Here is a 21,770-nt window from a genome sequence, read left to right as displayed (position 1 = left end):
TGAAATTATCCTTAGGGTTTCATGGTTGGCTAAATATAAAGGAGTCGAATACCTAAATCCACTATAAAAACCAAAGAAGTTACGAATTATGTAAAAATACCCCCTAAAGCTACAAATAAAAAGCGACCTGTTTTAGGTCGCTTTGTGATATATCGCTTACGTCCAGTATTAGTTTGGTTCATGTATCTCAATAGAGTGAAGACCACTTACGGGTCGCCCATCATCGGTCATGCCTTCGACCTTTACTAGGTAACTCCCGGGACTGTCGCCGGTATAGAAATCGATGGAAGTCTTACCATCTTTATCGATTTTCAAGTTGGGTTGCCAAAAGAGGGTAGTGCGATAGTCGGGTTTTTCGTATTCTGGTTTGTGCTCGGCATAATTTGGCGTATAGAATTCGCGAACCTTGTAGAACCCGGGTATCTCGAAATTAACAATACCCGGTACCGCGACATCTTCTTTGTCGAAACTATAACCTCTTTCGGTATATATTGCGATAACACCTCCAGCCCCTCTAGAACCCCAAAGGGCAGTATCAGATCCCCAAACAACATCTATAAAACTGATTTCAGGAGCTCGAAGTGTTTTTAGAAGGCTAATATCGGTTTGCATACCATCAATAAGAACCAATGGGTTTGATCCCGCATTTAGAGATTTAGGTCCGCCAGGAAGAATCACTCTTTGATCCGGAAAGGTGCCAGTTATCCAAACTCCTGGCATTCTAGCCAATAAGTCCATAGCGCTGAGAACTCCACTGCCAGGAATGGAATCTCTATACACTCGTCTAGAAAAAAGACCGGAAGTTTGCTCGGCATCGTAAATTTCGTTGATAATCGCCCTTCTTGTTTTTTTCTTGTCTGTAACAACTACTTCATTGAGATGAGTAACCCTGGGGTCATATTTGAAATCAGCAACTTTTTTTTGGTACGATTCTTTTAGATACTCGGTATTGTAAATCAAGGTTCTCCGATCGAGTTTTTCTTGCTTATTGTTTTTCACATTGACTTTGGGCCATGGGGAATCTAAAAAAATGGAATAATGCTTTTGTTTAAACTTTCTTTTTGCCAACGAATCAAAGGCTTGAACGATACCGGAAATGCTATCCGCAAAAATATATGGTCCGAAACTAAACATGCCCTCGTCGTTGGTCTGCTGTTCATCGTGTACAAGACCTTTGCCAAATAGTGTCATGGAAGCCATGGCTTTCTTCGGAACGAATTCCTCGTTGAATTTGGTGGTCTTTCCAGAAATCATGATTCCTTTCTCTGGTCGGTATTCCAATACTTTATTTGTTTTTTTATCGAGCATATCGACCCACACGAAGCGTCGCCATCCGTGAGTGAGCATTAAGGCATCTAATAAGTACTTTCTTTTCTCCGAATTGTCGGCAAAGAAAAAATCAGGATCCGGAATCGAACCTCCGAGATCAGAGTCCAGTAACAGCCAACTTCTGATATCATCATTGTAGGTTAGACTGTTTAACTGGCTGTTCTTGGTCACTACGCCTAAGGAAAGTTCACCGGACAAAGGAACACCGTTGGAATTGGTCAGCAACATATTCAAATCGACCTTTTCACGAGCCCCATAAATATTGTCATTTGTAGATAAGGAAAGCTTCACGTCGTTATATGGATTGTCTACAAAGGTCAGACGTTCACAAACAGGCTCGCCATTAGGGCCAAAAAGGGTAAATTGGGCGACTCCGTCCAAAAGTTCCTTATTGAAAAGTTTCACCCCATAGGATTGCTTGTCGGCAGTTTTGCCTACGCGATTAAAAATAAGTTTGCCCCGTAAATGCCCAATGAGCAGAGTGCCGGCAACCCCTTCTTCAGTATTACTGCTGACCTGCAATAGTAAGTGATCGCCACGATTTTTAATGCTAAGGCCATAGCCAATGTCTTCGGCTCTTGGTAAAGGAAATTTTTCTTCAACACCATTTAGTACTACACTTGCATAATAATCGGTGTTAGGTTCAGGTCTAAAATTGACCTTTCCGAGACCAAATTCTTGGCTTTCGAAAGGTTTGACCTTATTGCCTTTACCATCCTCAATGTATCCCTTTAGTGCAATGCCATTACCTTTGGTATCGGATACCTCGATACCAAGTATCGTATTGATTCCCTCGACCAATTGGCCTCCTTCAGGAAAGAATCTAACATGAGGTTTTCCGAAAGATTTTGATAAATGAGCGTCTTGCACCGTGTTATTTTTTAAATTGGTTCCGGTAAGACCATCCAAAACCACATTGGTTCGAATTCGTTGGACAACGATTGGAATCTTCTTTTGAAAGATAACCGGCTCGTTTTCGTTCAACATATATTTGGTGTACGCACGTAGATAGTAGTTGCCCTGCGGTATGTCGTTATCCAGCTCAATATCGCCAGAGGCCCCAAGGGTATTCACATAGAGCTTGCGTTTTGCAATAATACTATCTTGAGGGTTGACCAGTTCAACATAGATGACTTTGCTTTTATCACTCTTGGTGTGGGTTATGCCATCGACCAAATAGGTCTTGAACCAAATGGTCTCGCCGTTGGTGTAAAAGTCCTTGTCGGTGTGTAGGTAGGTTTTCTCCGGCCCTTCATTTGTATTATAGATCAAGAGCTTGCTTATAATGTTCTGTAGCAGGATGTTTTCTTGCGGTATTCTTTTAAAGGCTTGTAAGGCGAAAAGACATACTATTGCAATACCTACGAATTTGTATAAAGTTTTCATTTTCAAGTACTTTCAAGGAATGATTCCTAAAGATACGAAAATAAAGACTTCAATAAGCCATCGCAATGTGCGCTCACGTTCTTCGCGAATAATATGTCAAGAACTCAATGAGCTTCTTCTTTCAGAAATCCGGGAAAATTTTTCTTGAACCGGTTCAACCGCGGTATCGAAACATTTCTGATATATGAATTGTTCGGGTGTTTTCGTTCATAATCTTGATGATAATCTTCGGCGTCATAGAACTTGACGAATTTTGTCACTTCGGTAACAATAGGGGCGTCGTAGATTTTTTGCTCACGTAAGGCTTTCATATAGTCTTCGATAATCTTCTTTTCATCTTCGTTTTTATAAAATGCGATAGATCGGTATTGTGGCCCCCTATCAGGACCTTGCCTATTAAAACTGGTAGGATCGTGCGACCCGAAAAATACTTGGACCAGTTCGGTAAACGAAATTTCCTTGGGGTCGTAATAGACCTCTACGGCTTCAGCATGGGTTGTGAGTCCGCGCCCGACTTGCTCATAGGTCGGGTTTTTCTCGCTTCCACCAGAATATCCCGAAATCACTTCCTTGACACCCCTTACACTTTCGAAAATGGCCTCGACGCACCAAAAACAGCCGCTTGCAAAATATGCGGTTTCGTAATTTTTTAAATCCTGGGAAACTGGAATAACGCTTTCTTCAATATGTTCCGAAGTTTCAACCTGCTTGTGCTCCCTGACTTTTGATTGGCAACTACTCGAAACCATTGTGGCCAAAACTAGAATCGTAACTTTAAATAGCTTCATTTTGATTATTTTGTTTTTCAATGCCGATTAGTAGCTAAAATTTACAAATACTTACGGGAATCATTAAGAATTAGTCGCGTTATTTGAAGCAATTAAATCGATCGATTCGATTAACCTTCCTTTTATTGCCGAATACATCGATTAAATGTATGATTTTTTCGATTATAGGTTCTTACAAGTCTTTTTGTAGGACTACAAAATTTGGCCATTCACCGATTTTTATTCTTTTTATCGTCAAAACCAAGCACTTTACCGAATTGAAACACGTCAAAACAACGGTTGAAGGGTTATAACGAGACCAAACCCCTCGAACCATGCGGAGTATTATACTTTTGTTTATAGTATTATTTTTTGGAATTCTTGGCCGCGCACAAAATTTTCCCCTTGACAAGGTGAAAATCGTCGAGACCGCTCCGTTTTCGAAAAGTAATTTTAAGGCCGACATTACTTTGTTCGATAATGCAGAATCAAAACAAGAACTTTCCTTGATTTACAGAAGAAGGCTTTCGGTCGTCAAGAAGCACTTGTTCTTTCATGGTAGAAAAAACAAGGTAAAAATGGCTTGATCAACTTTCAGTTAGACCAAGTACTTCCTTTAGAACCTCCCAGACATTATCACGAACTATTTTATGACCTTCAGCGGTCGGATGTATTCCGTCAGGTAAATTCAACTCGGGAATACCGGCAACACCGTCCAATATAAACGGGATGAGCCTCAACCCGTTCTTTTCGGCCAGATCAGGGTAGATTTTTCTGAACTCAGTAGTATAATCTTGGCCCATATTGGGCGGAATCTGCATGCCCGCCAAAATTATTTCGGTATCGCTATTTTTTGCTTGTACCAAATCTATTATGGATTGCAGATTTTGTCTGGTCTCGTCAAGCGGAATACCCCTCAGACCATCGTTCGCGCCCAGTTCCAATATGAAAATAGCTACCTTTTGGTTCAATACCCAGTCCAGTCGATTTAATCCTCCCGAGGTCGTTTCACCGCTGAGTCCCGAATTGATAGCGGTATAGTCAAGTCCAAGAGAATCCAAACGCAATTGAACCAGTGCCGGAAAAGCTTCTTCGGTACTTAGTCCATATCCTGCGGTGAGGCTGTTCCCGAAAAAAAGAATGGTTTTGGTTTCAGTCTCGGTTTGAGGTTCCAAAACCTTTTCAGTAGTCGACCCCGGAACATTTTTTGGTTCTTTTTTTTGGTTTTCCTTGCAGGAGACAAGGGCCATAATCACCAAAAAATAACGAAACTTTAAGAAGATCTGCATACCTGTGGATTAAGAAATCGAAATCAAATGCTTATTTTTCGGTCTTTGCGCAAAATGACGAAATCGATTTTATGACAAAGATATTAAACGTTGACAATCTTGGGAAAACCTACACGAGCGGTTCTAAAAACTTGACAGTACTCGATGATATATCGTTCAGTGTCGAGACGGGTGCAACATTTGCAATTGTTGGGCCGTCGGGCAGTGGCAAAACAACATTATTGGGGCTATGTGCCGGCCTTGACCGGCCCGATACCGGTACGGTAGCGCTTTGCGGGACCAAGCTCAATGATCTTAATGAGGATGAACGTGCACTTTTGCGCAATAGGGAGGTTGGATTTATTTTTCAGAATTTTCAATTGCTTCCCACTTTAACGGCATTGGAAAATGTTATCGTACCCCTTGAACTACAAGGGGTAAAAAATGCAGGCAAGACGGGTGTAGAGTTGCTTGAAAAAGTAGGTCTGCAAGATCGCATGCACCATTATCCATCGCAGCTTTCGGGAGGCGAGCAACAAAGGGTCGCCTTGGCCCGTGCTTTTTCAAACAAACCGTCCATACTTTTTGCCGATGAGCCCACCGGAAACCTTGACGAGGAAACTGGAGAAAAAGTCATACAATTGTTGTTCGACCTTAACCATGGCGCGGGTACGACGCTGATCATCGTTACGCACGATCTTGAATTGGCCAAGCGTACCGAACATATTATCAGGCTTAAGGGCGGAAAACTGGTTTCCAACAATAACGCCGTTCAAATATGAGCGACCGCCAGTTAAAATATGGAGAAGCTGGTTTTTCTTGGCTCCTGAAAATGGCATGGCGCGATGGTCGGGCCAGTGCCAAACGTCTTTTGTTGTTTATGGCCTCCATTATTTTGGGAGTCGCAGCCCTGGTGGCTATTCAATCTTTTGGTGATAATTTAAAGGAAAATTTTACAAAGCAGTCAAAATCCTTGATGGGTTCCGATTTTTTGATAGTCGGTCGACAGCCCCATACGCCAAAAGTTCAGGACATCATCGATTCTTTGGGTGGTGCCAATGCGACCGAGATCAATTTTCCGTCCATGGTCACGTTTCCAAAAAATGGCGGCACCAAATTGGCCTTTGTACGGGGCATTCAAGGCGGGTATCCATTTTATGGAAGTTTGGAGACGAAACCACCTTCGGCCGCCATTGAATATCAAAACAGGGGAGGCGCGTTGGTCGACGCCACCTTAATGCTGCAATTCGACTTGAAGGTAGGTGATTCTATTCGGGTAGGTCTGGTCACCATGCCGATATCGGGTTCGATAACTTCCGGCCCCGGTAGCACGGGTGTATCTACCTCCGTGGCTCCTCCGGTATATATTCCCTATCGCAAAATCGATAAGACCGGATTGATTCAGATAGGTAGCCGCGTGGAGTATAAAAGTTATTTTGTGGCAGATCCCGAGCCGGACTATAGAGAAATGGCCAAAAAATTGGATCCTATACTTGATGCCGAACACGCCGATCTTGACACCCATGAGTCAACAGGACGCCAATTGGGCCGCCGGTACGACAATTTTGGCCGCTTTCTGAACCTAGTGGCCTTTATCGCCCTTTTATTGGGCTGCGTGGGCATAGCCAGCTCGGTACATATTTATATCAAGGAAAAGTTGGTATCGGTGGCCGTTTTGAAATGTTTGGGAGCAACACGAAAACAATCCTTTTTGATTTACCTGATACAGATCGCAGGGATGGGATTGCTAGGAGGCCTTATCGGAACCATAATCGGTTTAATGTTCCAACAGTTCTTTCCAATGCTTTTAAAGGATTTTCTGCCCTTGGAGATCGATATTTCCGTTGCCTTGCGCCCATTGTTCGTCGGACCGTTATTGGGCCTTGTTATGTCAGTATTGTTCGCCCTGTCGCCTTTGTTGGGTACCTGGTACGTTTCTCCGCTCCAAGTGTTGCGAATTCAAGAAGTCTCTTCGCAAAAGGAACGGAGATTGGCAATAATGGTGATGGCCGCCATATTATTGTTCTTGGTCGGTTTTTCCTTTTGGATTTTGAACAATATACGTTTCGCTTTGTTTTTTGTTCTGGGAATACTCATTGTTTTTGGTGTTTTGTCGGGAATTGCCTCCTTGTTAATGCGGGCGATTAAAAAGTTCTTTCCATCGTCTTGGGGTTTTACGGCGCGTCAAAGTCTTTTGAATCTCTACCGCCCTAATAACCAGACGCTGGTATTGCTTTTGGCAATCGGTATTGGAAGTTTTTTGATCAGCACCCTTTATTTTACCAAAAACATACTTGTGGCCAAGACTTCATTGGAAACCAGCGGAAAAACACCCAACCTTATATTAATGGACGTACAGACCCATGAAATATCGGGTGTGGATAAAAGTATACGTAACAACGATTTGAAGGTTATCGATAACGTTCCGATAGTTACTATGCGAATGCACAGTATCAAGGGCCGATCGGTAGACGATATTCGCCAAGATACGGCCCGAACGATAAGCAGATGGGTCTTGAACCATGAATTTCGAACCACGTATAGGGACTCGCTTGCCGAATCTGAAAGTCTTGCTTCGGGAAAATGGAATCCTGAATTTGAAAAAGGTGGGGCCATTCCTATTTCGCTTTCCGATAATGTCGCCAGAGATGCGAAGGTGGTGGAAGGCGACACCTTGGTCTTTAATGTTCAAGGCGTATTGATGGAAACCGTGGTCGCCAACACCCGCGCCGTTGATTGGGGCCGTATGCAAATGAATTTTTCGATAATATTTCCTAAAGGGGTTCTTGAAAACGCCCCACAGTTTCATGTTTTGAGTACCAATGCCCCCGATGAAAGGTCATCGGCACGCTTGCAGCGAGAACTCGTAAAAAAATTTCCTACCGTTTCGATCATCGATTTGAGACAACTAATGATTCTGATTCAGAACATTCTGGATAAAATATCGTGGGTCATCAACTTCATGGCGTTCTTTAGCATTTTGACGGGAATTATTGTGCTTATCGGGTCGGTGCGAACCAGCAAATATCAGCGCATAAAGGAAAGTGTTTTGCTCCGGACGATAGGTGCCAAAGGCAAGCAGATTTTGAATATCACTGCACTGGAGTATTTTTATTTGGGAATTTTGGGAAGCGGTATGGGAGTACTCCTGTCTTTTTTTGGAAGCAAATTATTGGCCGCATATGTATTCAACATCGATTTCTCACCATCTTGGATACCTTTCTTGGTAGTCGCGCCAGGGTTAGCCCTGTTGGTCGTGGTTATCGGTCTTATGAACAGTAGGGGCGTGCTTAATAGCCCTCCATTGCAGGTACTCCGTAAAGAAGGAATTTGAGTGGAACATACTTCATTCCTACTCTAACCTCTGCAATTTAAAGACGGTATAGGCTACGCTCCGCTTTTTGTATTTCTTATCAATCCCACGCCTGCAAAGAAGAAGATGGCTCCAAGAATACCATAGACCATCATCATTTTAACAGTTCCCGAATTGTTGGCAAAAAGAATAGCCGTATAGATAAGTCCGCCGATACCCAAAAGGGTCAAAACCGTACCGAATATTTTTTTCAAATCCATGGGGCTAAAAATAGAAAAATACTTTGAATTGATGTTTTTATACTCATGAATATCCGATTACGAAAGTAAATACAAGTAGATGGACTTGGTTGAAATGCACTTTGTCTCGATTAAGTGATTTGGGTATGGGATGCGTTCGTCGAGTGTTTTTTGCACTTAATCCGAACTTTTGCAGATCGACGAGTATTTGGTCTCGTTGAACGAACGCAAACCCTGTAGAATGGGGCCTACGGCGTTTTTATTATATAAAAACGCAAGTCATGAAAACCATCGCAACTTTAATTTTTGTTCTTTTTGTCGGAATGGCCGCCCAAGCTCAAAACACTACCAAAGAAGTAAAGGTAGAAACTATCGAAATGAGCATTGTAACCGAAATCACCGTCGAGAAAAAAGTGACCGAAAAAAACACCGAAGTTGCCCGTTTGTACAGAAGGTCTAACAGCAAGGTTAAGAATGCCTTGTCTTTCACTACAAAAAGGGATAGGGCGAAGATGGCATGATCAATACATATTATTCTTTTAGTGTCTGGGATAATTTTTAAAAGTGGATTCTCGAGATATGAACCAGCTAATCGAGTATTAAGTAATTCATAGCATAGCGTAAAACTACTCACTCAAATAGAATGACTTTTCATCGACAACCAAGGTGGTCAGTTCCACAGTATGCCCATCTCTATCTTTGGTATATATCGAATGAAAGTAGAAGTGGTCTTTAAATTCATAGTCAATGTCCAGCTTATCATATCGCATCTTCGCTTTTATGAAGTTTTCTCGGGTCACATTAAATGCATAGTGATCAATACCTACATTTTTTGATAGAGGGTCAAGTTCCGTATCATTAAGGCCAGCTGAAAAAAGAGCCACTCCCGTTTTTCCGGCCAACATGAAAATAGGGGATTCTCCCCATTTTGCCAGTTTACAAACCTTTAATCCCAAAACGTTTTCATACCATCCAATGGCGGCTTCAAGATTTTTTACGCGAATAGCGACATGGTCAAGACCATTTATTTCAAATTCTGACATTATCAATGCGGTTATAGGTTTATCTGGTTCTAAACTTGTTCGGGCAATTTATCAATTTCGATATGACCAAAAGGTAAATAAAATTTTGATTAGGGGTTTGCCCGACGGATTGTTGAGTCCTTAGTTGCCAATAAATTACATAACTCTGCAATTTTGACTGTTGCAAACCGATGGATAATCCGGTCGAACGGCATCTTTTTTCGGTAAGTTGTAATTCCCCTTTCAGACGTTCGTCGAGTGTTTTTTGCACTTAATCCGAACTTTTGCAGATCGACGAGTATTTGGTCTCGTTGAACGAACGCAAACCCTGTAGAATGGGGCCTACGGCGTTTTTATTATATAAAAACGCAAGTCATGAAAACCATCGCAACTTTAATTTTTGTTCTTTTTGTCGGAATGGCCGCCCAAGCTCAGAACACTACCAAAGAAGTAAAGGTAGAAACTATCGAAATGAGCATTGTAACCGAAATCACCGTCGAAAAAACAGTGACCGAAAAAAACACCGAAGTTGCCCGTTTGTACAGAAGGTCTAACAGTAAAGTTAAGAAGGCCTTGTCTTTCACTACCAAAAGGGATAGGGCGAAGATGGCATGATCTACCTATCAATTCACCCGCTGTAATACTAGTTTCCCGATAATACTTTTGTTAGATACCCAAATTTGGGCGCAATTTCTAAGTGGGTCTATTTCAAGACCGATATAAAGAATGCCTTTTGGTCATACATTGAACTGTGCGAGATGATGGTTCAGGTGGTATATGGTTAGGTTCGTCCATCTCTTTTTATCGAATGGCCCAAAATAGGGGTGTGGTGCAAATGCATAATCTTCCGGTAAATTAACCAGCTCTTGCAGATGTGCTTTTAAAAGTAGTTTGTCATTTTCCAAGGTCGTAGGCTTGGTGCCCCCACCTTTCACTTGGTCCAAACCTTTTGGAGTAGGTACCGTTTTTCCGCTAAGGGCAAGTGCCCTGACTTTTTTAGGGTCAATTCTGATATAATCTTCATCAGGCCGTAAAGATCCGAAAGCCAATCGCAATTGGTCGGTACAATGGCAAACCATTTGGCCCGTACTCATCTTTCCGAACGTTGGTTTATGCTCAAGGGTCAATTGATCGATCCTTTTTGAAAACTCTTGAAATTGCGCGGTGGTCACAAGACAAATATAGGGTTCCCAGAACAAAGATCGGTCAGATTTTAAATCGGAAGTTCATTTTGATAGCGGAAAATCATCGATAAAAAACATTTTTTTTCGGCAAGTCGTTTTAACCGCTTTGAATTTTTATCGACACTTTATAACACTTCATCCGACCTTTTTACAGATACCGAAAAATAAGGGTTTTTAGCGATTTGAAACCCTTCCGGGGCCTGCTTCGGGGTTATCTTGGTATAACCCAATCTTAGCTTATGAAGGCTGTTTTAACACTCGTATTTGTACTCATCTTCGGAGCAATCGCTCTGGCCCAAAACATAGAAAACCATGATAAAGTTCAGTCTATTGAAATGGGTGTTGTTCTGGTCACTGGCAACGATCATATTGTTTCTAAAAAAGAAATGGCAGCCCAAAAAGAAAACTCGGTAGCTCGGTTATATCGCCGTAAAAACTCTAAGGTTAGAAAAGAGCTCGATTTTGCTACAAAAAATACCAAAGCCAAATTGGCATAATACTTGAAACATTAAAACTACCTCGTTAAACAGCGAGCGTTACAAACCCGTACAGTTATGATCATCATCGCACTTATGTTACCTGTTGCCCTTTATTTGAGTTATGTGGGCATTTTTCCAAAGACCAAAGGTCAATTAAGGCCCATAAAGGTTCCGGTAAATTATGAACCTAGAAAATAGGAAGAACATGAAGCCTATAAAAGCCCGCCTTCGCAATACCGAAAGACGGGCTTTTGTAATAGCATCCCGCTATTGAGAATTACTACTCCTTTACACCGGGTTGAAGTAATTTAAAACCTGTTTTTTCTTTTTCCTCGGCAACCATGCGTTTGACGTCTTTGAGCAATGCCTTGGCGTCATAAACAATACCATCCTTAATGGTGTATTTGACACCACCTTCACGAATGACTTCGTTATCATCCGTTAATTTTACGGCCCCTGTTCCGTAAAGTACTTTTAGATTTTTCAGTGGATTGGCATCGACCACGACAAAATCGGCCAGTTTGCCAATGGCAACACTTCCGATCTTATCATCGGCCCCTAATGCCTCGGCGCCATTCAGGGTGGCGGCCCGAATGATTTCCAAAGGATGGAAACCTGCCTCACGCAGTAGCTCGAATTCACGGATATAGGCAAATCCGTAGAGTTGAAAGATAAACCCGGAATCGGAGCCTGTGGTTACGCGACCCCCTCGATTTTTATATTCGTTGATGAACTTCATCCACAATTGAAAATTCTCGCGCCAGGCGACTTCCTGCTCCGTGCCCCAATCGTGCCAATAGCTGCCGTGCGATATCTTACTGGGTTGATAGAACTCCCACAGTGAGGGCAAGGTATACTCTTCGTGCCATTCGGCCCGTCGTGCACGCTGTAGATCGCGACTGGCCTCGTAGATATTAAAAGTTGGATCTAACGTGAAATCAAGTTCCAAAAGTTCTGTCATTACGCTTTCCCATTTTTCGGAACCCGGTTTAGCTGCCTGCGCCCAAAGCCTACCTGCATTTTCGAAACGATGCTGTTCGTTTTGGTAATTATAGTCCAACGGATAATCCTGGACGGTTCTATCATCGAACAACGCCTCGGGTAATCCGTACCAGTGTTCCATGGAGGTGAGGCCCGCACGAGCGGAATGCAAGACATTCCAACGCGCCACACTCAATTGCGCATGATGGCAGGCGGATCCAAGTCCGAGTTTTTTATTCTCGTCCAAAGCCGCCGCCATGATTTCCGGTTCAGCTCCAAAAAACTTAATGCCATCAGCACCTTTTTTGGCATTGGCACGTACCCATTCACGTGCCTGTTCGGGCGTGGAAATCGGTATGTCGTTCAGCGGATTGAAGTTTTTGCTTGTTTGCCCGAAACCGGTGTAGGCATAGATGCGCGGTGCAACGATTTCATTTTTGGCACTTTTGCGTTTTAGATCCATCGTGAAATCTACCCCGCGTCCACTTGGTTCACGCACGGTGGTAACCCCATGTCCCATCCAAAGCTTAAAGACATAATCGGGTTCGGCACCTTGGGCCTTACCGCCGATATGGCCGTGCATATCAATGAACCCGGGCATGAGATACATACCGCTACAGTCCAATTCTTTGCCTCCCGAAGTAAGTTTCGGCCTTTTCGATTCGTCAATAGGTACACCATCGTATCCGACCACTTGTATTTTTTTAATGATATTGTTTTCGACGACAATATCGATGGGACCTTGTGGTGGCGCCCCATTACCGTTGATCAACATTACCCCACGGATAATGAGTTGTGAAAAAGGTCCATCTCCCTCGAGGGATTGTGCCGTAATATGGGAAACACCTATAGCGAATAGGGCTATCGCAATTAAGAACTTTTGTTTTTGCATTTGTTAATTTGTGAAGGTTTAAATAATCAGATTAGTTTGATTCAGGAATTCGGATTTGGTTTCCCAAGAAAAGCGCATTCAAGAACAAACGATTGGTGCCATACCATGAACCTCGGAAATTTGGGTTGTCGGCAAAAAGCACCACACGGCCACCTCCCAACGGACTAACTATCAATGATGCGGAAGGCTTTACGAATTCATCTCTGTTCTTTTCGGTCATAAAACCATCGATATGCGGGTCGGCACTGTATTTGGCCACGGTAGAATATTCGTTCTTGCTTGGCGCCAACCAAACTTCATTATTCTTGTAAACAGGTATTGTGGTGTCTGTATATCCAAAAGCCAGGGGATGCGTAATATCTATATCGGCTTTTAGAATTACACCACCCACGCTTTCTTTACCAATATTTTCGGGAGCATCGACATATGGCTTGCGCATTGTCTTTTCTGTGGAATCTTTTTTGACTTCGGTCAATTTTTCTTTGACCAATTTCTTTTCAACGGCCCATTTCGATGCGGATCCTATGGTGACAAGTGTATTGCCCTTGCTCACCCAATCCTTGATTTTTTTCTGCTGCCCTTCATTGAGTGAATAGCGGCCCGAAACCATGACCAAGACATTGTATTTATCAAAATTGGCCCTATTGAAATTGCGCATCGGAATTTTCGTAACGGGCATGCGAACGCGGGTATCGAGCAAATGCCATACCTCGCCCGCTTCATATGAACTTACCCCATTGCCGATCAGCATAAAGGCCTTGGGTTTTTTTATGGGTGAGACATACGCGCTGCCTAAATCGATTCCGTTTAGGTTAAGTCCCGTATTGATGGCAAAAATGGGTACTTCATATTCTTGTTGGGCTTTTTGGAGCAGTTCGAATATTTCATCGGGATTTTTCTTTTGTAAGCTCACCGGGACCATCAATGTGCCATAACCAAAAGTCTTGGTCGCAGATCCTACCATTGTGGTAAAAGGTTTTGCCGAACTCGATAATACGAGTCCTTGCGATTGCAAGTAGTTCAAAGCAGCCGGCGCATTGTAGTCTTGCCAATCGATTACATAGGCATAGTTTGATTTTTTTACGGGATCAACGGTGACCAAACCCTTTAGGTCAGTAACCTTCTCGCCAAGATTAAGGCTGGTAACCGGTCGGTATTTCATATTATAAAAATTGGCCACCGACCATGCGGAAGCATCATAATAGACACTATCACGGTATTTACCGTACGTTTCGAACATAGTCTGCACCATTCGATATTGTGGCTGTTTGGTCGGAACCACATATTTGTTTCCTGATTTATACACATCGATTTTATGCAACAATAACTTATCTATAAATGCCTTGGTGCGGTTTTGATCTTTTTCGTCACCAAATGTATAGCCCTTGATCTTGCTTTTGGCCGCGTTGGTCAGCGCGCTTTTGAAGAAATCTTGTTGGTATTTGCGCATATACGCTTTGTTTTCGACAGCAGCTCTGACCGTGGTAATACTTGAAGTATACTGGTTTCGGATCGTAAAAGGAAAGGTGATTTCGCCAAAGGCCGTTTTTTGGCGATGCCCTCGTGAACTGGCCTGTTCAAAAAGGAGCCCCAGGCCACCCTGTAGGTCAGGATAGGAAGAGCCATAGCCAGGATAAGTGCCATCAAATACTTCTTTGGTGAAATAAAACGAACCGATGCTATCCATTGCTTTTGCAAAATAATTTCCGAATAGGGTGTTCAGGTCCTCATAATTTTCCTTGGGCATAATCGGATCTAATGACCCATTGTCTTTCATCGGCTCGAAAAAATAGGTGCTTTGACTTCCCATTTCATGAAAGTCGGTAACCACATTGGGGTACCATTGATGGTACCAGTTCAACTTTCCCCGGCTTTCAGGATTAACGGCCAGCAACCAGTCCCTGTTCAGATCGAACCAATAGTGATTGGTGCGCCCTCCTGGCCAATATTCGTTATGTTCAGCATCTTGAGGGTCGGCTACTTCGGGAGCTCCTTGATAGGTATTTGCCCATTGGGTATGTCGGTCACGTCCATCCGGATTGATGGTCGGGTCTATAAAGATTACGGCATTCTTTCGATATTTTTCTATTTCGGCACTCTCGGAAGCGACAAGGGTATAGGCGGTCAACATCGCGGCCTCGGAACTCGAAGGCTCATTACCGTGAACATTATAAGCTAAATTGATAAAAACCGGCACATTGTCGTAGTTCGAAGCATTTTGTTCGGGATCCGTAAATGCCAGATGTTGTTTTTTTAGGTTTTCAAGATTCGATAAATTTTCCGGGGTAGTAATGGTCAAAATGACCAATTTACGTCCTTCGTGGGTCTTGCCATAATAATGTATGGATGCCCTATCGGAAACTTCGCTCAGCTTTTCCAAATAGGCAACGATCAAATCATGGCGTGTATGATGTTGCCCGATACCATAACCCAAGAATTGCTCGGGCGAAGGTATCTTGCTAGTATAAGGCTCATATTTTTCTAAGAAATAGTCTTGGCCATAAAGTGAAGTATTGCATAACAAAACAAGCACAAGTAATCGTTTTACCATCGATAATATATTTGAATTAACCGTTTTAAATATAGGTATAAAAATAGAAAGCCATTCACGTGGATAGCTACAAGAGAACTTTTTATATAATCGATGCGATCAGAAGTCTAAGTTTAGGCTATCGAATGAAAATTACTGCCTATATCTTTGAACTTCACAATATAATAAGTGCCTTTTTTTGAAGCGTCGCGGTTGATCGAACCCTTTAGTTGACGTGCAAGGTTGTGTATGAGTTTAAGGCCCAAAGATTTGGTGTTCTTATGATTTACGGTCTCTGGGAAACCAACACCATTATCCCCAATGTTCAGTACATATTCACTGCCCGCCTCTTTTTTCAATGCGATATTGATTTCACCTTCTTCATCTCCTTTAATACCATATTTTAGGGCATTGGTTATGGCTTCATTGATCAACAGGCCCAATGGAATGGCGGTATCTATTCCCAGTTTGATATCGTGTATATCAATATTTAATTTCACGCGGTTTTCGGTCCCTTTGAGGGATCGGATCAAATAATCTGCGAGCTCTTGAACATATGATTCATATTCAATTTTTGAAAGGTCGTCGCGCATATATAGCATTTCGTGTACCATGGCCATAGAAATGACACGGTTTTGGCTGCTTTTGATCAACTCTTTCATTTTTGGGTCCTCGATGTTTCTTGACTGTAGGCTCAACAAACTTGAAACGGTTTGTAGATTGTTTTTGACCCTATGATGAATTTCTTTTAAAAGTGTCTCGCGCTCTTTTATCTGTTGGGCTATGGCCATTTTTGACTTATATACGCGATGGTGGGTGCGTAATAAATTCTTGCCGAAGACATTGCCCAGAAGATATACTGAGAACATTACGGACAGCAAATTGAATAGACTCTGTGATTCTTCGGGAATGACATTTCTTGTAAAACTAAAGTCCTCCAAACTTTGTGAATAGATCAATATAATCAGGAACAAAATTAGGTTGAGATAAACTTGGCCGTATTGTCTGGTGGTCACATAGCCCGCAAACACGATCAAGGCCAGCGTAAATATAAACGGACTCGCAATTCCGCCGGTATATAGGGTGATGACCAAGGCAGAGACCAACGCTGCTATCGATGAAATGTTATAAGTTAGGGTAAGGTTTTTGTGATACCTGAAAAGGAGTGTGTTCAGTAGGTTGAACAACCCAAAAAACAAAAAGGTATGTGGGACGATCTCAGTTATTTTCAACAGAAAAAGGCATACAGCTGAAAATATTATGGCCAGGGAAGCGGCAATATAATTGACCCGGAGAACCAGATTGATCTTATCCCGCAGGCGTTCCACATCAATGGTTGTACCTTCCATAACCCTATTTTACTTTGAACCTACTCTTGAAATAACTTATGTAAAACTAATCATGTTTGGCAGATTACAAAAGTAAATCAAACTTAATATAGTGGGCTAGATGTGAATCAACTTCGTTTTATTTTTGGCTTTAGGTCGGTCAAGGATTCAATTTTTATGGCCTTGCCCGACTCAATACTGTTTCTTGCGGCAATACCGATAAGGCATGACATGGCACCGTCTCGAGAACCTGCGCTTCGACCATAGGGATCCACACTTTGGGTGTCTCTAAATATCTTGTCCTGCAAACGTCCGTCTCCACCGCCGTGACCGCTCTTTTCGGTCTTGACATCGACAGTATAATAATCTTTCCATAATTTATGCACGATTATAGGCTCGATATGGAATTCTTGGTCTTCTGCCTGTTCCATTTCCTTAGCGTGCATAGCGGCTTGGTCGACCGCCACATTTTTGTTGTAGGGTATATCGAGCCAAGCTTCTATTCGGCCCTCGGTACCGTTAAAGGATACGCGCCAACCTTCAAAAGGTGAATAGGTGGTCAAAGAGTAGTTGACAACCACGTTGTTGGCATATTTTATTTGGGCCGACATTTTGTCGTAAATATCAATTTCTTCCCTAAATAGGCAGTTATCACGAATGTATCCGTCGTGTTTTTCGTGGTCTACGTACAGGGCTTTTAGAAATTTATCCTTGTTTATATCCCAATAAAAATCACAGTTTGCCGTGTGCTCGCAATCTCTGCAATTCTTACCTCGGAAGGGCCCGTTCTTTCCATAGAATTCCAAGTCTCCGTAGGCAAATACCTCGCTCGGTTCAGAATCGATCCACCAATTGAGCAGATCGAAATGATGTGTCGATTTATGCACCCAAAGCGAGCCTCCACTCTCTACCAGGCCATGCCATCTTCTAAAGTAGGAGGCACCGTGGTAGGTATTCAAATACCAATGAAAATCAACAGAGGTTATTTCTCCTATCGAACCTGATGCCAGCAATTCCTTTATTTTTGTGGCGTATGGACTCCACCTATAGTTAAAGCCGACGATAAGGTTTTTTCCTGATTTTTTCTCGGCTTCCAAAATACCCCGACACTTGGTCTCATCTGTAGTTAACGGCTTTTCGGTCAAAACATCACAGCCCATCTCCAGTCCTTTAATTATAAATTCGTGATGCGTCGAATCTTTTGTGGTCACGATGATCAGATCGGGTTTTGACGTCTTTACCATTTCTTCAAAATTTGAAAAGGTAGGGCAGGAGGCACCTATGTATTTTTTGCCATGTTCCAATCTTCCCGGGTTGATATCCGCTAGTCCTACGAATTCCAAAATATCAGAATACTCATCCACTAACCGTTTGCCCCAAAAAGTGATACCCCTGATACCGGTACCGACGAGGGCTACCTTTAATTTTTTGGATTTGCCAAAATCAAATGCGTGAATAGGCATGGCCGAACTGGCTGCCAACATACTGATTGAGGTGAGAAATTTGCGTCGTGATGTGGTCATTGTTTTAAGGGAATTGGATTGTTTTTAAAGATATCGAATTTTAACGAATAAAAAATGGCGACCTTTTTTGGTCGCCATTTGAAAACTTTTTATTCGATAGATCAGTCTTCGGTCAGAACCCATTCACCTTTATCCAATAAAGGTTCGGCCTGTTTATATTTGACGGTTTTACTCTCGCCCGACATCACGTTCTTAATCGTCACTTTTTCGTTACGACCTATTTTGGGCCGTTCGCGTACAATGGTTTCCGTAACGGCCGGTCTTCCTCCCTGATTTTGACCGATGGCCCTACTTTGTGCGGCACGTTCATCGCTATTCGGAATTTCTTCCTTAGTCGTCTGAAGATTTTCTTTCGGTCTCCTTACATTCCTTTCCTCTTGTATTTCGTTGGGATTGCCTGTCGGTAATTCTCCCTTGAACAAAAACGAAACCACTTCTTTGTTCACCTTTTCGATCATACTCTTGAAAAGCTCGAAAGCTTCGAATTTGTAGATCAGTAAAGGGTCTTTTTGTTCGTGGACGGCCAATTGTACAGATTGTTTCAACTCGTCCATTTTGCGCAAATGGGTTTTCCATGCGTCGTCGATAATGGCCAGCGTGATATTCTTTTCAAAATCGGTGACTAATTGCTTACCGTCACTTTCATAGGCATCCTTTAGATTGGTGACCACATTCAAGGTCTTGATACCATCTGTAAAAGGAACTACGATGCGTTCAAATTTATTGGCATTGTCTTCATATACTTTTTTGATTACCGGAAACGCGGTCTGTGCATTACGCTCGATTTTATTTTGATAGTAATCATAGGCTGCCTTGTAAATGGTGTTGGCCATTTCCTGGACTCCTAATTTGGTAAAATCGCTTTCCGAAATCGGAGAGGTGATCGAGAAGTATTTGATCAGTTCAAACTCAAAATTCTTGAAATCATTGGCCGCTTTGTTGGTGTCGGCGATTACCTCGCAGGTATCGTAGACCATATTGGCGATATCGACTTTCAAACGCTCTCCCTGTAGGGCATGTCGCCTTCTTTTATAGACGACCTCGCGTTGTGCGTTCATTACATCATCATATTCCAATAGACGTTTTCGCACCCCGAAATTGTTTTCCTCGACCTTTTTCTGGGCTCTTTCAATGGACTTGGTCATCATGGAATGTTGAATGACCTCACCCTCTTCCAAGCCCATTTTATCCATCATTTTAGCAACGCGGTCCGATCCGAACAGACGCATCAAGTTGTCCTCTAAAGAAACATAAAATTGTGAGCTTCCAGGATCTCCCTGACGGCCCGAACGACCTCTTAACTGGCGATCGACCCTTCTAGAATCATGTCTTTCGGTACCGACGATTGCAAGTCCGCCGGCTTTTTTTACCTCATCACTCAATTTGATATCGGTACCGCGCCCCGCCATGTTGGTGGCAATCGTCACTATTCCAGATTTTCCGGCTTCGGCAACGACATCGGCCTCTTTTTTATGCAGTTTCGCGTTCAGTACATTATGGGGCACTTTTCGAATATTCAACATTCGTGACAACAACTCTGAAATTTCGACCGAGGTCGTACCTATCAAAACCGGCCTACCGGCTTCCGAGAGTTTGGTCACCTCGTCGATAATGGCATTATATTTTTCACGCTTTGTCTTATAGATCAAGTCGTTTCTGTCATCGCGTGCAATGGGCCTGTTCGTTGGAATCTCCATGACATCCAACTTATAGATTTCCCAGAATTCACCTGCTTCGGTGATGGCGGTACCTGTCATACCTGCCAGCTTGCGGTACATTCTAAAATAGTTCTGTAAAGTGACCGTTGCAAAAGTTTGGGTCAAAGCCTCGATCTTTACATTCTCTTTGGCTTCTATCGCTTGATGGAGCCCATCGGAATACCGACGACCATCCATGATGCGGCCCGTTTGTTCGTCTACGATCATAACTTTGTTGTCAATGACCACATATTCCACGTCTTTTTCGAACAGGGTGTAGGCCTTGAGCAACTGGCTCATGGTATGTATACGCTCACTTTTTACGGTAAAGTCTTTAAAGAGTTCTTCTTTGAGTTCGGCCTCTTTTTCAATGTCGAGATTTTGATTCTCTATCTTGGCTATTTCGCCGCCAATATCGGGCATTACAAAGAAATCTTTGTTGTCAGATCCCGAAATGTACTCGACTCCTTTGTCAGTAAGTTCTATCTGATTGTTCTTTTCATCGATAACGAACAACAGATCTTCATCTACCTTGGGCATCTCGCGGTTATTGTCTTGCATATAGAAGTTCTCGGTCTTCTGTAGCAATTGCTTGACGCCTTCTTCGCTCAAGAATTTGATCAAAGCTTTGTTCTTCGGAAGTCCTCTGTGAACCCTTAACAACAAAAATCCGCCTTCTTTGGTATCGCCTTCGGCAATCAATTTTTTTGCCTCGGCGAGTACGCCGGTAAGATGTTGGCGCTGTTTGTTTACGATATCTGAAATCTTAGGTTTCAACTCGTTGAACTCGTGACGATCGCCTTCGGGCACAGGACCAGAGATGATCAGGGGGGTACGGGCGTCATCTACCAAAACGGAATCTACCTCATCGACAATCGCATAATGATGTGGGCGTTGCACCAGATCTTTTGGCGTATGGGCCATATTGTCCCTCAAATAATCAAAACCGAATTCGTTATTGGTTCCATAAGTGATATCGGCGTTATAGGCGGCACGTCGGCCTTCCGAATTTGGTCTATGGTGATCGATACAGTCTACCGAAAGCCCATGGAACTGAAAAATAGGTGCCATCCAGGCACTATCCCTTTTTGCCAAATAATCGTTCACGGTGACCAAGTGTGCCCCGTTGCCCGAAAGGGCATTCAGGTATAACGGTAGCGTTGCCACCAATGTTTTTCCTTCACCGGTCTGCATTTCGGCAATCTTGCCCTGGTGCAAACAGATACCCCCTATTAATTGTACATCGTAGTGTACCATATCCCAAGTGACTTCTTTTCCGGCGGCGTCCCAAGAATTTTTCCATATCGCATTATCTCCATCCAAGGTTACATAATCCTTACTACCAGAGAGCAGACGATCATATTCGGATGCGATCACAGTAAGTGTTTCATTGTTCTTGAACCGCTTGGCGGTCTCTTTGACCACCGCAAATGCCTCGGGCAATATTTCGTTCAAAGTGTCTTCCGATATTTTATAGGCCTCTTCTTTTAACTTATCTACTTCATTGTAGAGTTCTTCGTTCTTATCAATATCTGTAGACGTTTTGACCTGTTCGAGAAGTTCGGCCATTTGGTCATTTACCGCTTTACAATTTTCTTCGATTTTTGCTTTGAAGGTTTTCGTTCTGGCCCTCAGTTCGTCGTGGGTCAAATTTTCCAAAGTCGTTTCGAACGACTTTATCTGGTTGACCAAAGGCTGAAGTTCTTTTACGTCTTTTTTGGATTTATCACCGACAAATGCCTTTAGTACCGAATTTATAAAACTCATAATATGCTATTGTTAATTGGGAAAACGTACCAATGAAAGTCTAGGAATCGTTTCAAAATGAATTG

18 protein-coding genes are annotated in these 21,770 nt (G+C 42.7%); 7 read left to right on the top strand and 11 right to left on the bottom strand.

The genetic code is table 11. The features are described from left to right. Positions 1-168: 168 nt before the first annotated feature. Positions 169-2,715, bottom strand: a complete 2,547-nt coding sequence (locus tag ACEZ3G_RS00465; RefSeq protein WP_432423513.1) for a TonB-dependent receptor — start codon at positions 2,713-2,715, stop codon at positions 169-171. A 104-nt stretch (positions 2,716-2,819) separates the two neighbouring features. Further along, on the bottom strand, positions 2,820-3,503 hold the full coding sequence (gene msrA / locus ACEZ3G_RS00460) for a peptide-methionine (S)-S-oxide reductase MsrA (protein WP_432423512.1): 684 nt from the start codon (positions 3,501-3,503) through the stop codon (positions 2,820-2,822). Positions 3,504-3,817: 314 nt separating this feature from the next. On the opposite strand from msrA, the gene ACEZ3G_RS00455 reads away from it, so the two are divergent. After that, positions 3,818-4,069 carry a hypothetical protein gene (locus ACEZ3G_RS00455; protein ID WP_432423511.1) on the top strand — a complete coding sequence of 84 codons (252 nt, stop codon included), beginning with the start codon at positions 3,818-3,820 and terminating at the stop codon, positions 4,067-4,069. Here ACEZ3G_RS00455 and ACEZ3G_RS00450 read toward each other — a convergent pair whose 3' ends face one another. Then, positions 4,070-4,771: an arylesterase gene (locus tag ACEZ3G_RS00450; RefSeq protein WP_432423510.1), complete on the bottom strand. Its 702-nt coding sequence runs from the start codon at positions 4,769-4,771 to the stop codon at positions 4,070-4,072. A gap of 71 nt (positions 4,772-4,842) precedes the next feature. On the opposite strand from ACEZ3G_RS00450, the gene ACEZ3G_RS00445 reads away from it, so the two are divergent. Then, positions 4,843-5,532: an ABC transporter ATP-binding protein gene (locus tag ACEZ3G_RS00445; protein WP_432423509.1), complete on the top strand. Its 690-nt coding sequence runs from the start codon at positions 4,843-4,845 to the stop codon at positions 5,530-5,532. After that, positions 5,529-8,084, top strand: coding sequence for an ABC transporter permease (locus ACEZ3G_RS00440; RefSeq protein WP_432423508.1), 2,556 nt, complete (start codon positions 5,529-5,531; stop codon positions 8,082-8,084). Before ACEZ3G_RS00445 ends, ACEZ3G_RS00440 begins: the two co-directional genes overlap by 4 nt. A 53-nt stretch (positions 8,085-8,137) precedes the next feature. On the opposite strand, the gene ACEZ3G_RS00435 is transcribed toward ACEZ3G_RS00440, so the two are convergent. Beyond that, positions 8,138-8,323: a hypothetical protein gene (locus ACEZ3G_RS00435; protein ID WP_432423507.1), complete on the bottom strand. Its 186-nt coding sequence runs from the start codon at positions 8,321-8,323 to the stop codon at positions 8,138-8,140. Between the two features lie 260 nt (positions 8,324-8,583). Between ACEZ3G_RS00435 and ACEZ3G_RS00430 the strand changes: the two genes are divergently transcribed. After that, positions 8,584-8,823 (top strand): hypothetical protein, encoded by a 240-nt coding sequence (locus tag ACEZ3G_RS00430; protein WP_432423506.1) that lies wholly within the window; start codon positions 8,584-8,586, stop codon positions 8,821-8,823. Between the two features lie 105 nt (positions 8,824-8,928). Here the strand turns inward: ACEZ3G_RS00430 and ACEZ3G_RS00425 are convergent, their stop codons facing one another. Continuing rightward, positions 8,929-9,345, bottom strand: coding sequence for a VOC family protein (locus ACEZ3G_RS00425; RefSeq protein WP_432423505.1), 417 nt, complete (start codon positions 9,343-9,345; stop codon positions 8,929-8,931). Positions 9,346-9,699: 354 nt separating this feature from the next. On the opposite strand from ACEZ3G_RS00425, the gene ACEZ3G_RS00420 reads away from it, so the two are divergent. Further along, positions 9,700-9,939 carry a hypothetical protein gene (locus ACEZ3G_RS00420; RefSeq protein WP_432423504.1) on the top strand — a complete coding sequence of 80 codons (240 nt, stop codon included), beginning with the start codon at positions 9,700-9,702 and terminating at the stop codon, positions 9,937-9,939. A gap of 122 nt (positions 9,940-10,061) precedes the next feature. Here the strand turns inward: ACEZ3G_RS00420 and ACEZ3G_RS00415 are convergent, their stop codons facing one another. Next, entirely contained in the window at positions 10,062-10,496 is a 435-nt protein-coding gene (locus ACEZ3G_RS00415) for a DinB family protein (protein ID WP_432423503.1), read from the bottom strand. Positions 10,497-10,747: 251 nt separating this feature from the next. Here ACEZ3G_RS00415 and ACEZ3G_RS00410 point away from each other — a divergent pair, with 251 nt between their 5' ends. Both ACEZ3G_RS00410 and ACEZ3G_RS00405 read left to right on the top strand, forming a co-directional pair. After that, positions 10,748-11,005: a hypothetical protein gene (locus ACEZ3G_RS00410; protein WP_432423502.1), complete on the top strand. Its 258-nt coding sequence runs from the start codon at positions 10,748-10,750 to the stop codon at positions 11,003-11,005. A 57-nt stretch (positions 11,006-11,062) separates the two neighbouring features. After that, entirely contained in the window at positions 11,063-11,185 is a 123-nt protein-coding gene (locus ACEZ3G_RS00405; RefSeq protein WP_432423501.1) for a hypothetical protein, read from the top strand. Between the two features lie 82 nt (positions 11,186-11,267). Here the strand turns inward: ACEZ3G_RS00405 and ACEZ3G_RS00400 are convergent, their stop codons facing one another. The 5 genes from ACEZ3G_RS00400 to secA all read right to left on the bottom strand — a co-directional run bounded on the left by ACEZ3G_RS00400 (position 11,268) and on the right by secA (position 21,705). After that, entirely contained in the window at positions 11,268-12,860 is a 1,593-nt protein-coding gene (locus ACEZ3G_RS00400) for an amidohydrolase family protein (protein ID WP_432423500.1), read from the bottom strand. A gap of 31 nt (positions 12,861-12,891) precedes the next feature. After that, complete coding sequence (locus tag ACEZ3G_RS00395; RefSeq protein WP_432423499.1) at positions 12,892-15,411, bottom strand: M14 family metallopeptidase; 2,520 nt, start codon at positions 15,409-15,411, stop codon at positions 12,892-12,894. Between the two features lie 113 nt (positions 15,412-15,524). Further along, on the bottom strand, positions 15,525-16,739 hold the full coding sequence (locus tag ACEZ3G_RS00390) for a sensor histidine kinase (RefSeq protein WP_432423498.1): 1,215 nt from the start codon (positions 16,737-16,739) through the stop codon (positions 15,525-15,527). 107 nt (positions 16,740-16,846) lie between these two features. Then, positions 16,847-18,241 carry a Gfo/Idh/MocA family oxidoreductase gene (locus tag ACEZ3G_RS00385; protein ID WP_432423497.1) on the bottom strand — a complete coding sequence of 465 codons (1,395 nt, stop codon included), beginning with the start codon at positions 18,239-18,241 and terminating at the stop codon, positions 16,847-16,849. Between the two features lie 101 nt (positions 18,242-18,342). Next, positions 18,343-21,705, bottom strand: a complete 3,363-nt coding sequence (gene secA / locus ACEZ3G_RS00380; RefSeq protein ID WP_432423496.1) for a preprotein translocase subunit SecA — start codon at positions 21,703-21,705, stop codon at positions 18,343-18,345. Positions 21,706-21,770: the final 65 nt, after the last annotated feature.

The organism is Meishania litoralis, assembly GCF_042611095.1.
Classification (GTDB): domain Bacteria; phylum Bacteroidota; class Bacteroidia; order Flavobacteriales; family Flavobacteriaceae; genus Meishania; species Meishania litoralis.
This window is presented reverse-complemented; position numbering and strand designations above follow the sequence as displayed.

What these genes read in the sequence shown, in the direction of transcription:
- ACEZ3G_RS00390 (WP_432423498.1), bottom strand. Translation starts at nt 16,739, where the DNA reads ATGGAAGGTACAACCATTGATGTGGAACGCCTGCGGGATAAGATCAAT.
- ACEZ3G_RS00405 (WP_432423501.1), top strand. Translation starts at nt 11,063, where the DNA reads ATGATCATCATCGCACTTATGTTACCTGTTGCCCTTTATTTGAGTTAT.
- ACEZ3G_RS00395 (WP_432423499.1), bottom strand. Translation starts at nt 15,411, where the DNA reads ATGGTAAAACGATTACTTGTGCTTGTTTTGTTATGCAATACTTCACTT.
- secA (WP_432423496.1), bottom strand. Translation starts at nt 21,705, where the DNA reads ATGAGTTTTATAAATTCGGTACTAAAGGCATTTGTCGGTGATAAATCC.
- ACEZ3G_RS00450 (WP_432423510.1), bottom strand. Translation starts at nt 4,771, where the DNA reads ATGCAGATCTTCTTAAAGTTTCGTTATTTTTTGGTGATTATGGCCCTT.
- ACEZ3G_RS00445 (WP_432423509.1), top strand. Translation starts at nt 4,843, where the DNA reads ATGACAAAGATATTAAACGTTGACAATCTTGGGAAAACCTACACGAGC.
- ACEZ3G_RS00435 (WP_432423507.1), bottom strand. Translation starts at nt 8,323, where the DNA reads ATGGATTTGAAAAAAATATTCGGTACGGTTTTGACCCTTTTGGGTATC.
- ACEZ3G_RS00465 (WP_432423513.1), bottom strand. Translation starts at nt 2,715, where the DNA reads ATGAAAACTTTATACAAATTCGTAGGTATTGCAATAGTATGTCTTTTC.
- ACEZ3G_RS00425 (WP_432423505.1), bottom strand. Translation starts at nt 9,345, where the DNA reads ATGTCAGAATTTGAAATAAATGGTCTTGACCATGTCGCTATTCGCGTA.
- ACEZ3G_RS00455 (WP_432423511.1), top strand. Translation starts at nt 3,818, where the DNA reads ATGCGGAGTATTATACTTTTGTTTATAGTATTATTTTTTGGAATTCTT.
- ACEZ3G_RS00420 (WP_432423504.1), top strand. Translation starts at nt 9,700, where the DNA reads ATGAAAACCATCGCAACTTTAATTTTTGTTCTTTTTGTCGGAATGGCC.
- ACEZ3G_RS00400 (WP_432423500.1), bottom strand. Translation starts at nt 12,860, where the DNA reads ATGCAAAAACAAAAGTTCTTAATTGCGATAGCCCTATTCGCTATAGGT.
- ACEZ3G_RS00430 (WP_432423506.1), top strand. Translation starts at nt 8,584, where the DNA reads ATGAAAACCATCGCAACTTTAATTTTTGTTCTTTTTGTCGGAATGGCC.
- ACEZ3G_RS00440 (WP_432423508.1), top strand. Translation starts at nt 5,529, where the DNA reads ATGAGCGACCGCCAGTTAAAATATGGAGAAGCTGGTTTTTCTTGGCTC.
- ACEZ3G_RS00410 (WP_432423502.1), top strand. Translation starts at nt 10,748, where the DNA reads ATGAAGGCTGTTTTAACACTCGTATTTGTACTCATCTTCGGAGCAATC.
- ACEZ3G_RS00385 (WP_432423497.1), bottom strand. Translation starts at nt 18,241, where the DNA reads ATGACCACATCACGACGCAAATTTCTCACCTCAATCAGTATGTTGGCA.
- msrA (WP_432423512.1), bottom strand. Translation starts at nt 3,503, where the DNA reads ATGAAGCTATTTAAAGTTACGATTCTAGTTTTGGCCACAATGGTTTCG.